17 protein-coding genes are annotated in these 13,732 nt (G+C 64.1%); 15 read left to right on the top strand and 2 right to left on the bottom strand.

The features are described from left to right. Positions 1 to 33 precede the first annotated feature (33 nt). From ACVJGD_RS10765 to ACVJGD_RS10720, 10 genes are all read left to right on the top strand, one after another. The gene (locus ACVJGD_RS10765; protein ID WP_130580938.1) at positions 34 to 411 is read left to right on the top strand and encodes a winged helix-turn-helix transcriptional regulator; all 378 of its coding nucleotides are present in this window, start codon (positions 34 to 36) and stop codon (positions 409 to 411) included. Between the two features lie 70 nt (positions 412 to 481). Beyond that, positions 482 to 1,873: a DegQ family serine endoprotease gene (locus ACVJGD_RS10760; RefSeq protein WP_456634333.1), complete on the top strand. Its 1,392-nt coding sequence runs from the start codon at positions 482 to 484 to the stop codon at positions 1,871 to 1,873. Next, positions 1,870 to 3,207 carry a replication-associated recombination protein A gene (locus tag ACVJGD_RS10755; RefSeq protein ID WP_456634332.1) on the top strand — a complete coding sequence of 446 codons (1,338 nt, stop codon included), beginning with the start codon at positions 1,870 to 1,872 and terminating at the stop codon, positions 3,205 to 3,207. Before ACVJGD_RS10760 ends, ACVJGD_RS10755 begins: the two co-directional genes overlap by 4 nt. 123 nt (positions 3,208 to 3,330) lie before the next feature. After that, positions 3,331 to 4,542 (top strand): RluA family pseudouridine synthase, encoded by a 1,212-nt coding sequence (locus ACVJGD_RS10750; RefSeq protein WP_456634331.1) that lies wholly within the window; start codon positions 3,331 to 3,333, stop codon positions 4,540 to 4,542. A 40-nt stretch (positions 4,543 to 4,582) separates the two neighbouring features. Then, positions 4,583 to 4,906 (top strand): hypothetical protein, encoded by a 324-nt coding sequence (locus ACVJGD_RS10745; RefSeq protein ID WP_456634330.1) that lies wholly within the window; start codon positions 4,583 to 4,585, stop codon positions 4,904 to 4,906. A gap of 80 nt (positions 4,907 to 4,986) precedes the next feature. Continuing rightward, positions 4,987 to 5,760, top strand: a complete 774-nt coding sequence (locus tag ACVJGD_RS10740) for an ATP12 family chaperone protein (protein ID WP_456634329.1) — start codon at positions 4,987 to 4,989, stop codon at positions 5,758 to 5,760. An 88-nt stretch (positions 5,761 to 5,848) separates the two neighbouring features. Further along, a complete protein-coding gene (gene fliK, locus ACVJGD_RS10735) occupies positions 5,849 to 7,384 on the top strand; it encodes a flagellar hook-length control protein FliK (RefSeq protein ID WP_456634328.1) in 1,536 nt (511 codons plus the stop codon). Next, entirely contained in the window at positions 7,381 to 7,647 is a 267-nt protein-coding gene (locus ACVJGD_RS10730; RefSeq protein WP_456634327.1) for an EscU/YscU/HrcU family type III secretion system export apparatus switch protein, read from the top strand. Before fliK ends, ACVJGD_RS10730 begins: the two co-directional genes overlap by 4 nt. A 69-nt stretch (positions 7,648 to 7,716) precedes the next feature. Continuing rightward, on the top strand, positions 7,717 to 8,535 hold the full coding sequence (blaOXA, locus tag ACVJGD_RS10725) for a class D beta-lactamase (RefSeq protein WP_456634326.1): 819 nt from the start codon (positions 7,717 to 7,719) through the stop codon (positions 8,533 to 8,535). A gap of 87 nt (positions 8,536 to 8,622) precedes the next feature. Next, a complete protein-coding gene (locus tag ACVJGD_RS10720; RefSeq protein WP_456634325.1) occupies positions 8,623 to 9,279 on the top strand; it encodes a carboxymuconolactone decarboxylase family protein in 657 nt (218 codons plus the stop codon). A 57-nt stretch (positions 9,280 to 9,336) separates the two neighbouring features. On the opposite strand, the gene ACVJGD_RS10715 is transcribed toward ACVJGD_RS10720, so the two are convergent. Next, entirely contained in the window at positions 9,337 to 9,747 is a 411-nt protein-coding gene (locus ACVJGD_RS10715; protein WP_456634324.1) for a DUF4260 domain-containing protein, read from the bottom strand. A gap of 147 nt (positions 9,748 to 9,894) precedes the next feature. Here ACVJGD_RS10715 and ACVJGD_RS10710 point away from each other — a divergent pair, with 147 nt between their 5' ends. From ACVJGD_RS10710 to ACVJGD_RS10695, 4 genes are all read left to right on the top strand, one after another. Further along, positions 9,895 to 11,427 carry an acyl-CoA carboxylase subunit beta gene (locus ACVJGD_RS10710; RefSeq protein ID WP_456634323.1) on the top strand — a complete coding sequence of 511 codons (1,533 nt, stop codon included), beginning with the start codon at positions 9,895 to 9,897 and terminating at the stop codon, positions 11,425 to 11,427. Between the two features lie 63 nt (positions 11,428 to 11,490). Next, the gene (locus ACVJGD_RS10705; RefSeq protein ID WP_456634322.1) at positions 11,491 to 11,667 is read left to right on the top strand and encodes a hypothetical protein; all 177 of its coding nucleotides are present in this window, start codon (positions 11,491 to 11,493) and stop codon (positions 11,665 to 11,667) included. After that, positions 11,664 to 12,332 (top strand): Fic family protein, encoded by a 669-nt coding sequence (locus ACVJGD_RS10700; protein ID WP_456634321.1) that lies wholly within the window; start codon positions 11,664 to 11,666, stop codon positions 12,330 to 12,332. The genes ACVJGD_RS10705 and ACVJGD_RS10700 overlap by 4 nt, the downstream gene beginning before the upstream one ends. A gap of 32 nt (positions 12,333 to 12,364) precedes the next feature. Further along, positions 12,365 to 12,679, top strand: coding sequence for a hypothetical protein (locus ACVJGD_RS10695; protein WP_456634320.1), 315 nt, complete (start codon positions 12,365 to 12,367; stop codon positions 12,677 to 12,679). Positions 12,680 to 12,688: 9 nt separating this feature from the next. Here the strand turns inward: ACVJGD_RS10695 and ACVJGD_RS10690 are convergent, their stop codons facing one another. Further along, positions 12,689 to 13,150, bottom strand: coding sequence for a VOC family protein (locus ACVJGD_RS10690; protein WP_456634319.1), 462 nt, complete (start codon positions 13,148 to 13,150; stop codon positions 12,689 to 12,691). Between the two features lie 202 nt (positions 13,151 to 13,352). On the opposite strand from ACVJGD_RS10690, the gene ACVJGD_RS10685 reads away from it, so the two are divergent. Then, complete coding sequence (locus ACVJGD_RS10685; RefSeq protein ID WP_456634318.1) at positions 13,353 to 13,631, top strand: twin-arginine translocation signal domain-containing protein; 279 nt, start codon at positions 13,353 to 13,355, stop codon at positions 13,629 to 13,631. Positions 13,632 to 13,732 lie beyond the last annotated feature (101 nt).

The raw sequence follows: 13,732 nt of genomic DNA, 5'->3' as shown, positions 1-13,732 counted from the left end.
GTCCCTGTTCGGATACTATTGGAAAAAAGCCTCATGAAACGGCGGAATTTTGCCCATCGACCGGGCTGCGCAGTCGAGGCGACGCTCGACCTGATCGATGGCAAATGGAAGGGTGTCATCCTGTTCCATCTGTTGTCCGGCACCCAGCGGTTCGGCGAGTTGCGGCGGCGGATGCCCGGCATCACCCAGCGCATGCTGACCAAGCAGCTCCGTGCGCTTGAGGAAGACAAGCTCATCATCCGCAAGGTCTATGCCGAGGTGCCGCCGCGGGTCGAGTACACCGTGTCCGAAATCGGTGAGAGCCTGCGGCCGGTGATCGAGATCCTGAAGCAATGGGGCGAAACCCACCGGGCGCGGCTCTCCTGTGCGCCCGCGCCTGACCCCATCGAAGCGGCGCAGACCGCCGCCTGAAGTAAAGCAATCGCTTCTCTCGCCGCCGGCTCGCGCCTATATCACAACGACAAATTCCCGGGATTCTTGCATGACGCTGATTCGCTTAGCCGCCGTGTTGTTGATTTCAGCCGCTGTCGCGACACCGGCGCTGGCGCAGGACCGCCGCGTGCCGTCCTCGCAGGCCGAGCTGAAACTGTCTTACGCGCCGATCGTGCAGCGCGTGCAGCCCGCGGTCGTCAATGTCTACGCCGCCAAGACGGTCCAGAACCGCAACCCGTTCCTGGATGACCCGATCTTCCGCCGCTTCTTCGGCGTGCCCGGCCAGCCCGAGCAGATGCAGCGCTCGCTCGGCTCCGGCGTGATGGTCGATCCTTCCGGTCTCGTCGTCACCAACAACCACGTCATCGAGGGCGCCGACCAGGTGAAGATATCGCTCGCCGACAAGCGCGAGTTCGAGGCCGAGATCGTGCTCAAGGACAGCCGCACCGACCTCGCGGTGCTGCGCGTGAAGGACGGCAAGGAAAAATTCGCGACGCTCGACTTCGCCAATTCCGACGAACTCCTGGTCGGCGATGTCGTGCTTGCGATCGGCAATCCCTTCGGCGTCGGCCAGACCGTGACACATGGCATCATCTCGGCGCTCGCGCGCACGCAAGTCGGCATCACCGACTACCAGTTCTTCATCCAGACCGATGCCGCCATCAATCCCGGCAATTCCGGCGGCGCGCTGGTCGACATGACCGGGCGGCTCGCCGGCATCAACACCGCGATATTCTCGCGCTCCGGCGGTTCGCAGGGCATCGGCTTTGCGATTCCCGCCAACATGGTGCGCGTGGTGGTGGCCTCCGCCAAGAGCGGCGGCAAGGCGGTTAAGCGGCCATGGCTTGGCGCGCGGCTGCAGGCGGTGACGCCTGACATCGCTGAGACGCTGGGGCTGAAGCTGCCCAACGGTGCGCTGGTCGCCAACGTCGCGCCGAACAGCCCGGCGGCGCACGCAGGGCTGAAACTGTCGGACCTGATCGTTGCGATCGATGGCCAGACCATCGATGATCCCAACGCCTTCGACTACCGTTTTGCAACCCGTCCGCTCGGCGGCACCGCTCAGATCGACGTCCAGCGTGGCGGCAAGACCATCAAGCTCACGGTGCCACTGGAAACCGCGCCCGATACCGGACGTGACGAGATCGTGCTGACCGCGCGCTCGCCGTTCCAGGGCGCCAAGGTTGCAAACATTTCGCCGGCGCTCGCGGATGAGTTGCATCTCGATGCCGGGGCCGAAGGCGTCGTGGTCACCGATCTCGCCGATGACGGCACGGCTGCTAATGTCGGCTTCCAGAAGGGCGACATCATCCTTGCCGTCAACAACCAGAAGATCGCGCGCACTGGCGATCTCGACAAGGCTTCGAAAGCGGCGTCGCGGATCTGGCGCATCACGCTGGTGCGGGGCGGCCAGCAGATCAACGTGACACTCGGCGGATGAGCGCGAAGCGCCAGCACGAACCCTCCACCAATCTCTTTGCCGCGGCAGGGATGGAGCAGGATGCGCCGCATCCGCTCCCCGACCGGTTGCGTCCGCGAAAGCTGTCCGACGTCGTCGGCCAGGACCACATCCTCGGGCCCGACGGCGCGCTGACGCGCATGCTGGAGACGCGCACGCTTGGTTCGCTGATCTTCTGGGGCCCGCCGGGCACCGGCAAGACCACAGTGGCACGGCTTCTGGCCGACGCGACCGAGCTGCATTTCGAGCAGATTTCCGCGGTGTTTTCCGGCGTTGCCGACTTGAAGAAGGCGTTCGACGCGGCACGTGCGCGGCGCGAGACCGGCAAGGGCACGCTGTTGTTCGTCGACGAGGTCCATCGCTTCAACCGCGCGCAGCAGGATTCCTTCCTGCCTGTGATGGAAGACGGCACGGTGGTGCTGGTCGGCGCCACCACCGAAAATCCATCCTTCGAACTCAACGCCGCGCTCCTGTCACGGGCGCGCGTACTGGTGTTCCATTCGCTCGACGCGGAAGCGATCGAAAAGCTTTACTCCCATGCCGAACAGGTCGAGGGCAGGAAGCTGCCTCTGGATGCGGAAGCACGCGCCGTGCTGGTGCGGATGGCCGATGGTGACGGCCGCGCCGCGTTGACGCTCGCCGAAGAGGTCTGGCGCTCTGCGCGCAAGGATGAGGTTTTCAACTCGGCCCAGTTGCAGGACATCCTGCAGCGCCGTGCGCCGATCTACGACAAGTCAGCCGACGGCCATTACAACCTGATCTCGGCGCTGCATAAGTCGGTGCGTGGCTCCGATCCGGACGCGGCGCTCTATTATTTCGCGCGCATGCTCGATGCCGGCGAAGACCCGCTGTTCCTGGCGCGGCGCGTGGTGCGCATGGCGGTGGAGGACATCGGCCTTGCCGATCCGCAGGCGCTGGTGATCGCCAACGCCGCCAAGGACGCCTACGATTTTCTCGGCTCGCCCGAGGGTGAGCTCGCGATCGCGCAGGCCGTGGTCTATGTCGCCACAGCGCCGAAATCGAACGCGGTCTACACCGCATTCGGCGCGGCGAAGCAGGTCGCGAAGGAGGGCGGCTCGCTGCTGCCGCCCAAGCACATCCTGAACTCGCCGACCAAGCTCATGAAGTCCGAGGGCTATGGCTCCGGCTACCAATACGACCACGATGCGCCCGACGCCTTCTCCGGCCAGGACTACTTCCCGGAAGCCCTGGGCCGCCAGACCTTTTACGATCCGCCCGACCGCGGCTTCGAGCGCGAAATCCGCAAGCGGCTGGACTATTGGGCAAGGCTCAGGAAGGAGCGGGGCGGGACGTAGGGCTCGCTGCTGTCTGGTCATGTACTATCGCCCAAGGAGAACTGCCTTGCTTCGTGTCCTCTACACTGCGCTGGTGCCGTACGGCACCCGTTGATCGATGTCTCGAGAGTTTGGAAAAACGGCATGAGCCGTCGTATCAAAAGAACTGAATCGAAATCGGGTGCCCGCGCCGAGCGTCCGAAGAACGCACGTCATGACCGCAGCCGGCAGGACAAGGATCGCGTGCAGAGCGAGCGACCGTCCTCGCATCGCCCGCATGGCAAGCCGCCGCGCTTTGCCGAGCCGCGACGAGACAGGCCGCCGCCGGCCGAGCCGGTCAAGGCTGCCGCGGAATTGCCGCTGCCGACCAAAGTCCAGACCGTCACCGTGACTGCGGACGAGGACAATATGCGTGTCGACCGCTTCCTCGAAGCGCGGTTTCCGGGGCTGTCGTTCTCCCACATCCAGCGCATCGTCCGCAAAGGCGAGCTGCGGGTCAACGGCAAGCGGGCCGACAGCAAGGATCGGCTCACGGCAGGGCAGAGCGTGCGGATTCCGCCGTTGCGGCTGGACGCGCCTAAGGCGCTCGGCGTGCTGTCGGAAGCGCAGAGCAAGACGCTCGTCGCACTGAAGGAGATGACGCTGTTCGAGGACGCCGACGTGCTGGTGCTCAACAAGCCTGCCGGGCTTGCCGTGCAGGGCGGCTCCGGCACCACGCGCCATGTCGATCAGATGTTGGAAGTGATGCGCGACGCCAAGGGCCAGAAGCCGCGCCTTGTGCATCGGCTCGACAAGGAAACCTCGGGCTGCCTTTTGGTCGCGAAGACGCGGTTTGCGGCGACGCATCTCACCGGCGCGTTTCGTTCGCGCTCGGCGCGCAAGATCTATTGGGCGCTGGTGGCCGGCGTGCCGAAACCGAAGCAGGGCCGTATCTCGACCTATCTGGCGAAGGAGGAGGGCGAGGACGATACGATCATGCGGATCGCCGCCCATGGCGACGAGGGTGCAAGCCACGCCGTGACCTATTACGCGGTGGTCGAAACCGCGGCGCAGAAGCTGGCGTGGGTATCGCTGAAGCCGGTCACGGGCCGCACCCATCAATTGCGCGCGCATATGGCGCATATCGATCACGCGATCGTGGGCGATCCCAAATATTTCAATCGCGAGAATTGGGAACTTCCGGGCGGGTTGCAGAACAGGCTGCATCTGCTCGCACGGCGCATCGTGATCCCGCATCCGCGCGGCGGGGTGATCGACGCCACCGCGCCGCTGCCGCCGCATATGCAGCAATCCTGGAACCTGCTTGGGCTCGACACCAGCCGGTTCGATCCGATCGAGAACGCCCCTGAAGAATAATTTATTTGCGGTTTCAAAGGGGCATCCCGACATATCCTCTATGAGATGTTCAGCGCTTCTACTTACTCTCGCCTTGCTGATCGGAGCGCCCGCTGCGTCGGCACAGTTCATTACGCCTGGCACCAACCCGAACCTTTTGCCGCCCCCTCCTGCGCCGCCGCCGCCACCGAAGATCGTGGCGCCGACGACGCCCATGATGCGCGGCGAATCCGAAGCTCAGTTGCCGTCACTGCCAACTCCCCGCGCGTCGACCCGCCGATCGTTCGGTGACCGTATCCGCGGCTGCCTCGACGAGGGAGCCGCTGCCGGCCTCGATCCCGCCGATCGCGCCGCCTATTCGCGCAGTTGCGCCGCACGCGACTGACGCCTGAACACTGGCTTTATTTGCCGCGACGCCTGACTTATCCTGCGGGCAGATGAAGCCCAACGGAAGCCTGCGAACACATGCGCGAATTGTTCGATGAAGCAGCGGGACAGTCCCCGCTGGATCCGCAGGAGGCGGCGCGTCGGAACACGCGCGCGCCGCAGCGCAAGCGGTTCTACGGCGGCGCCGATGTCGCTGAGGAGGATGGCGGTTTTGCCGTGACGCTCGACGGCCGGCCGATCCGTACGCCATCCGGAAAGAAGGTGACGGTGCCCTCGCGCGCGATCGCGGACGCCGTCGCTGCCGAGTGGAACGCGCAAGGAGAGACGATCGATCCGCTGACCATGCCGCTGACGCGCTTCGCCAACAGCGTGATCGAAGGCGTGGTTGATCGCGTCGACGTGGTCGCTGACGACGCTGCGAAATATCTCGGCTCGGATCTGTTGTTCTATCGCGCCGGCCATCCGGAGGCGCTGGTCGCACGCGAGGCAGAGCATTGGGATCCGATCCTGTTCTGGGCTGCGGATACGCTCGGCGCGCATTTCATCCTCGCGGAAGGCATCTTGCACGTCGCCCAGCCGGAAAGCGCGATCAAAGCCGCGCGCGAGGCGTTTCCGAACGATCCATGGTCGGTGGCGGCGCTGCACGTGGTGACGACGCTCACCGGCTCGGCACTGCTTGCGCTGGCCTTGACCCACCGCTTTCGGGACGCCGCTCAGATCTGGGCCGCCGCCCATGTCGACGAGGACTGGAACATCGAGCAGTGGGGCGTGGACGAGGAGGTCGCCGCACGCCGCGCCGCACGGCTGGTCGATTTCAATGCGGCCGCCAGCATCCTGAAGACGCTGAACTGAATTCGTTTGCCGCAACCGCCACCTGCAAAGTTAACGGGGGGTTTACGGCGCGGAGCTAGCCTTCGGCTTTCCAGCCGAGACCTCCGACATGGCCCTGACCATCAATCCCGTGCTGCCGGTGCTTTCCGCCAAGGAGGCGGGCAGCGTCGCACCCGATCTCGTGCTGCAGCCGGGCAGCGTGATCAATGCGCAGGTGCTGAAGGTGCTCTCCGCCGATCTGGTGCGGATCGCGATCTCGAGCCTGTCGATCGACGTGCTTTCGGAGGTTCCCCTGAAGGAAGGCCAGGCGCTGCAACTCGCGGTGTCCCAGACCAGGGACGGGATCCGTCTCGCGATGGTCGGGCAGGGCGATGTCACCGCCGACGCGGTGACGCTGTCGCCCGACGCGCTGCTTGACGCCGCTGCCAATCCCTCGACGACAGCCCAATCCAGGAACGTGCTCACGCCGGTGGAGCGCTTGGCCGTCGACAATGCCGCGCAGAATGCGGCGACGCTGCAGCAGAGCCTGGCGCCGCTGTTTGCCAATCTCGGCGCACTGGCCGCCGCTGGCAACCTGCCGCCGAGGTTGCAGCAGGCGATTGCGCAAGTGCTGGCGCAGCAGACCCGGGTCGACCAGAATCTTGACGGCGGCGACATCAAGAATGCGTTCGAACGCTCCGGCCTGTTCTTGGAGGCGTCGCTGGCCGCCGGCACCGCACCGTCGGCCGCGGGCGCTCCCGATCTGAAGGCTGCGCTGATCGTGCTGCGGCAGACCCTGCAGTCGTCGCTTGGCAGGGCGGATGCCCCGCCGCCGGCCTCCACCGCAACGGGACAGGTCGCGGCGCATCCCGTGCTGACGCAAAGCCTCGCGCCATCAGGTATCGAGGTCGAGGAAATCCTGTTGCCGCAGGCGCGCGTTCCGGTTGCCGACGATCTCGTAACATTAGGCGGTATCGCTCGCGGCGCGTCAAATACCGGCCCCTCCGCCGGCGCAACGCTGAATCTGCTGCAGGAGCTCGGCAATTCAGCGCGCCCTAATGACATCGCCGCCGACGTCACCGTCCATACCAACACGCCGCCACCGCCGTTCCGTGGTTCCCTTCCCGCCGCCCAGCCCGTCGCCTCGCCATCGGTCGCGCCGGATATGCCGCTCGCCACTGCCGCGCATCATCTGCTTGGCGACACCGACGCCGCGCTGGCGCGGCAGACGCTGTTGCAGGTGGCGTCGCTGCCGGACCGCATTGATAGCGCGACCCCGCAGATCGACACCTCGTCGCCGCGCTGGCATTTCGAAATCCCGTTCGCGACCCCGCAGGGCACGGCGATGGCGCAGTTCGAGATTTCCCGCGACGGCGGCGGCGTTGAAACCGAGGCGGCCAAGCGCGTCTGGCGGGCGCGTTTCTCGCTCGATGTCGAACCGGCGGGCCCGGTCCATGCGCTGGTCTCGCTCATCGGCGACAAGACGTCGGTGCGGATGTGGGCGGAACGTCCGGCGACCGCCGCGCAGCTTCGCGCCGGCGCCCCGCAGTTGAGTCAGGCGCTGAGCCGGGCCGAGCTTCTGCCCGGCGACATCGTGATCCAGGACGGCGCGCCGCCGCAGGCGACGCCGGCTCGCGCCGGCCATTTCCTGGACCGCGCGCTATGAGCGTCGATACCAAGAGCCAGCTCGCGGTCGCCCTGCATTACGACCACAGCGGCGCGCCGACGGTGGTTGCCAAGGGCAGGGGCGCAATCGGCGCCAGGATCATCGAGCTCGCCAAAGCCCACGACATCCCGATCGAGGAAAACGAGGTCCTGGCGGGCGCGCTGTCCAATGTCGAGCTCGGCGACGAAATCCCGGTCGAGCTCTACAAGGCGGTGGCGGAAGTGCTGGTCTTCGTGCTCCGCCTGTCGGGTCGCGCACGGTAAGGTTCTTGCCATCGTTTCATCACGATGGCATCCATCATGGCGTGCTCCTCAACCCATCCAGGATCTGTCGTGATCAATCGCCGCCAAGCGCTCGGTCTCTTCACCGCCGCGTCCGTCTTGCCAACACGTAGCTTCGCCAACGTGTCCTACCAGCGCAACGAGTTTCGCGACGGCCTGGCGCGGCGATTCTTCGAGCTCGGCACCGAGGGCACCTTCGTCGCCTACAAGGTCGACGACTACCTGATCATCGCCAGCGACAAGCGGAGGTCGAGCGAGAGCAAATTGCCGGCCTCGACCTTCAAGATCCCGAATTCGATCATCGCGCTGGACACTGGCGTGGTCGAGGATCCCGACAAGGACGTGTTCAAGTGGGACGGCGTGACGCGCAGCATCGAGGCCTGGAACAAGGACCATACGCTGCGTTCGGCGATCGCCGTTTCCGCAGTGCCGGTCTATCAGGAGATCGCGCGGCGCATCGGCGAAGAGCGGATGAAGAAATATCTCGACCTGCTCGAATACGGCAACCGCGACATCGGCGGCGGCATCGACCAGTTCTGGCTGACCGGAAATCTGCGCATCGATCCGGTGCAGCAGATCGATTTCGTGGATCGCCTGCGGCGCGGCACGTTGCCGGTCTCCAAGCGCGCCCAGGAGCTGACGCGCGACATCCTGCCGGTGACGAAGGTGGGAGACGCCATCATCCGCGCCAAGAGCGGCCTCCTCGGCGCCGAGAACGGCAAGCCCTCGCTCGGCTGGCTGGTTGGCTGGGTCGAGAAGGGGTCCTCCGTCACCGTGTTTGCAATGAATATGGACTGCAAGGACGAGAGCCACATCGCCGCGCGCATGACCGTGACGCAGCAATGCCTCGCCGACATCGTCGCGTATTGATGGGCTGACGCGCGTCCGCGCCGACTGGTGCGCTAGGCAATGCCAGCGTAGCATCTCCGTACAATGAAAAATCGTACGGAGGAAACCATGCATTCTGCTTCAGTCTGGCTCTCGTCGCTCACACTTGCCGTCGCTGGCGGCTGGTTCGCGGCTACGATGTTTGCAGCGCCGGCGACCAGCAAGGAGCCGCGCTTCCCGCAGCTCACCATGGACCAGCTCGACGAAAAGCAGCGCCCGCTCGGCGAGCAGATCATGAAGGTCTCGAGCGTCGGCATCGGCGGCCCGTACAACCCGATGATCCGCAGCCCCGTGCTCGGCCAGCGGCTGTTCGACCTGTTCTATTACCTGCGCTGGCAGACCTCGGTCCCGACCAAACTCAACGAATTCGCAATCCTGATCATTGGCCGGCAATGGCGCTCGCAGGTCGAATGGTTCGCGCATGCACCGCTCGCGGCCAAGGCCGGCCTGTCGGGCGACATCATCGCCGAGCTGAAAGCCAACAAGCGACCGTCGAACATGGCCGAGGATGAGGCCGCGGTATACGATTTCGTCACTGAGCTCACCACCACCAAGAAGGTCTCCGACGAAACCTATGCGCGGACAAAGAAGGTGTTCAACGATCAGCAGATCGTCGATTTGACCGCGGTCGCCGGCAACTACGTCATGGTCGCGATGATGCTCGCCATGGCGGAAGAGACTGTGCCGCCCGGCAAGGAAGAGCCGTTCAAGGTGGGAGAGAAGTAAGGGAGCTGCGGCGAACGAAGACGGTGAACGGCCGGGATCGTCCCGGCCGTCAGATCATCAAGTCTGAGGCGCTTTCGCCTTTCCGATGCGTCCCATATGGGTGAAGCCGAACCCCGCCTGGTATTTCAATCCGTAGCCGAGCGCGCGGTCGATGCCGATATGGGCAAGCCAGATCATTGCGATCGAGAGCACCAGCGGCTCGGCGGTGGCAAAGCCGGCGGTCATCAGGGACACGGGCGCCATGTAGCTGTGGGCGGCATTGTAGATCACCGCGCCCTCCTTGGGACCGAACGCATAACCGGCAAAGCTCAAATCGGGCGCCAGGAACAGGATCGCGTAGACCCACCACGAGCCGCCCCAGACCCCGTACAGCAGCGTCATGCCCACAAACAGCGTCAGGCCCTCCAGCCTGAGCAATAGGCGCACGCCGCCGGTGACCGAGCCGGGCTCGGCTGTCGTGTTATCCATGGTTTTCCTCCCCAAATCTGCGCTGATCCGAGTACCGCCCGTGCCCGGGATTCGAGGCAAGAAGGTGGTTTCCGGTTCAGAAAATGCCGTGTTAGAACCCCGCGCGGGTTCCAGCAGCCAATCACTAGCTAATGCGGGCGGAAGCAAATGAAAGATATCCTCGACACCCTCGAAGAGCGGCGCGCCGGCGCCAAGTTGGGCGGCGGCGTCAAGCGCATCGAGGCGCAGCATGCCCGCGGCAAGCTGACGGCGCGGGAGCGCATCGAGCTGCTCCTGGACAAGGGCTCGTTCGAGGAATTCGACATGTTCGTCGAGCACCGCTCGACCGAATTCGGCATGGAGAAGACCAAGGTTCCCGGCGACGGCGTCGTCACCGGCTGGGGCACCGTCAACGGCCGCAAGACTTTCGTCTTCGCCAAGGATTTCACGGTGTTCGGCGGCTCGCTGTCGGAAACCCATGCGCTGAAGATCACCAAGCTGCAGGACATGGCGATGAAGGCGAGGGCGCCGATCATCGGCCTCTATGACGCCGGCGGGGCGCGCATCCAGGAGGGCGTCGCGGCGCTGGCGGGCTATTCCTACGTGTTCCGCCGCAACGTCATCGCCTCCGGCGTGATCCCGCAGATATCAGTCATCATGGGCCCCTGCGCCGGCGGTGACGTCTATTCGCCTGCCATGACCGACTTCATCTTCATGGTGAAGAATACGAGCTACATGTTCGTGACCGGTCCGGACGTGGTGAAGACCGTGACCAACGAGGTGGTCACGGCCGAAGAACTCGGCGGCGCCTCGGTGCATGCGACGCGCTCCTCGATCGCCGACGGCGCGTTCGAGAACGACGTCGACGCGCTATTGCAGATGCGCCGGCTGATCGACTTCCTGCCCTCGAACAACACCGACGGCGTGCCGGAATGGCCGAGCTTCGACGATATCGGCCGGGTCGACATGTCCCTGGACACGCTGATCCCGGACAATCCGAACAAGCCCTATGACATGAAGGAACTGATCCTGAAGGTCGTGGACGAGGGCGACTTCTTCGAGATCTCCGAGACCTTCGCCAAGAACATCGTCACCGGCTTCGGCCGCATCGCCGGCCGCACCGTGGGCTTTGTCGCCAACCAGCCGATGGTGCTCGCCGGCGTGCTCGACAGCGACGCTTCGCGCAAGGCCGCGCGCTTTGTTCGTTTTTGTGACGCCTTCAACATCCCGATCGTCACCTTCGTCGACGTGCCCGGCTTCCTGCCCGGCACCGCGCAGGAATATGGCGGCCTGATCAAGCACGGCGCGAAGCTGTTGTTCGCCTATTCGCAATGCACGGTGCCGCTCGTCACCATCATCACCCGCAAGGCCTATGGCGGCGCCTTCGACGTCATGGCGTCCAAGGAGATCGGCGCCGATATGAACTATGCCTGGCCGACCGCGCAGATCGCCGTGATGGGCGCCAAGGGCGCGGTCGAGATCATCTTCCGCGCCGACATGAACGATCCCGACGCGATCGCCAAGCGCACGAAGGAATACGAAGACCGCTTCCTCTCCCCCTTCATCGCCGCCGAGCGCGGCTACATCGACGACGTTATCATGCCGCATTCGACAAGGCGGCGGATCGCAAGGGCACTTGCGATGCTCAAGGAGAAGAAGGTCGAGATCCCCGTCAAGAAACACGACAATTTGCCGTTGTGAAGCACTCAAGGGCGATCCAAAATCACGTGGCATCGAGAGGCCGATTCGATTATATTTCCGACCATGACCGAGACTCTCAACAAGCTTCTTGAAGCGGCCAAGACGGCCAACCCGACTCCTGCGCATCGGGAGGAGCAGCGGCGTAGCTTCGTCTACGGCAACACTCATTTTGAGAATGAGCTCATTACGCGCGAGATGGTTGATCGCGAAGCTGAGAAGTTGGCCAAGGACGAGAGATGACGGGTGAAGAGCGCGATCGGCGGGACAGTCGCGCGCTCGAGCCCGAACTAATCAGCGATCCCCAGGAAAAGGCTGCGGCGGAAACCAGAAATGGCTTCCGCCAGTATGACGCAGCTATTGCCGCAATACAGACTGCTCTCGAGCGTGGGTCGTTCCGGCTGCGGCCTTCGCTCATCCTGGGTTTGCACCGAGAGGCGCTAACAGGAATTAGCTCCTACGCGGGCAACTATCGTCCAGGCGGAGTAGCCATAGAAGGCAGCAAGCATGAACCCGTCGGTGCACATCTGGTCCCCGAATTGATCGAGGACATGTGCGACCATGTCAACGATCACTGGAGCGAGAGTTCGCCCATTCACTTGGCGTCCTACGTCATGTGGCGGCTGAATTGGATCCATCCCTTTGCAGACGGCAATGGGCGAACATCACGCATCGTGTCGTATGTCGTGCTTTCCGTTCGCGCTGGTTCGATCTTGCCTGGCACCCCCACGATTCCCGACCAGATCGTGGACAATCGTAAGCCGTATTTTGATGCCCTCGATGCAGCAGATGTGGCTTTTCGTGAGGGGAGGATTGATGTCTCTAAGATGGAAGATCTGCTAGCTGCGTTGCTCGCACACCAGCTAACCCAGTTTTATAAAGCGATGGGTGGAAAGCTTCCCGGCTAGTCCATTCACAAGAAGCTGCAGGAGAGGATCATATGCCCATTGCCCACTTCATCGTCCGCGCCACCGTCACCGATCCCGCGAAACGCGCCGCGTTCGACGCCTGGTATTCGCGCGAGCATCTGCCGGATGCGCTCAAATCGTTCCGGGCGCAGAAGGCATGGCGGCATTGGAGCGCGACCGATCCGTCACAGCATCTGGCGACTTATCAATTTGCCGACGAGGCCTCGCTCGAGCGCGCGGTTAATGGCGAGGAGATGAAGCGGCTGATTGCCGACTTCAACCGCGATTGGCCTGATGTTACCCGCACGCGGGAGGTGCTGGTGTTGGCGGAGGAGGTCGCGGCGTAACGCCCGCGCTTACGCCGCCTTGCCCTGGTTCTTGAACATCTCCGCCGCGCGCTTCTTCAGTTCGTCAGGCGCGACGTCCTCGATGTGGGTGCCGAAGAACCAGCTATTGCCGGCGACATCCTTCACGCCGCCGGTGCGGTCGCCGTAGAACTGGTCCGCCGGCTCCATGATCGAGGTCGCGCCGGCCTTGATGGCGTTCCGGTAGGCAGTATCGACGTCGGGTACGTAGAGGTAGAGCATGGCAGGCATCGCCTTGGCATGCTCGGAGGCATCGGCGATCATCACCATGGAATCGCCGATCCTGAGCGTCGCGTGCATGATCTTGCCGTCCGGCCGCAGGGTCGGCTCGTGATGCTTTCGGGCGCCGAGCGCCTCCTCCAGGAAGCTGATGATCTTCCCGGCGCCGTCGACGATGAGATAGGGCGTCACGGTATGAAACCCGTCCGGGGTCGGTCGTGCCTTTGCGGCCATGGCGATCTCCTGCGGAGTTGGAGGCGACTCGAGTTAACGCGGAGAATTCGTTTTGGTCGCATCGTCGTGGAGGAAAATCGACAGAAGGTGCCCTCAGCGCTTTTTGTCGCGCCCAGCTCAAGCGCGCAGTTCAGCGCGCATTCATCTCACGGCGGCAACACTGTTCCCGCATCACGTGCTAACCAAGAAAAGGACAATGTTCATGGAACGCCGCCACTTTTTGAAGATTGCATTCGGCGCTGCCGCCGGTGCGGCAACCTTTGCCGCAACCGCGGCGCAGGCCGCGCCGATGGTGCCATTGAGCGAGGACGCGCGGCGGCCTTCCAGCCCGGATGCTCATCCTGCTGTCACCACGGGCGACGAGGTCGATCACCTCAAGCCGGAACAGGTGCAATGGCATCGCCGCCATTGGCATCGTCGTCGCCACTGGGGCTGGCACCGCCGTCATCATTGGCGCCGCCGGCACTGGCGTCGTTGGTGAGGCCGATTTGCGCGGCCGCCACAAAGCGCCCGTAAGTTCAGAGCCGTAGCCGCAAAAAGGGCAGGGACCGCGAATCGCCGTCCCTGCCCACTACTGTTTGG

Source organism: Bradyrhizobium sp. USDA 10063 (assembly GCF_054063735.1).
Note: the sequence above shows the minus strand (reverse complement) of the source record. Positions and strands in the feature narration are given on the sequence as shown.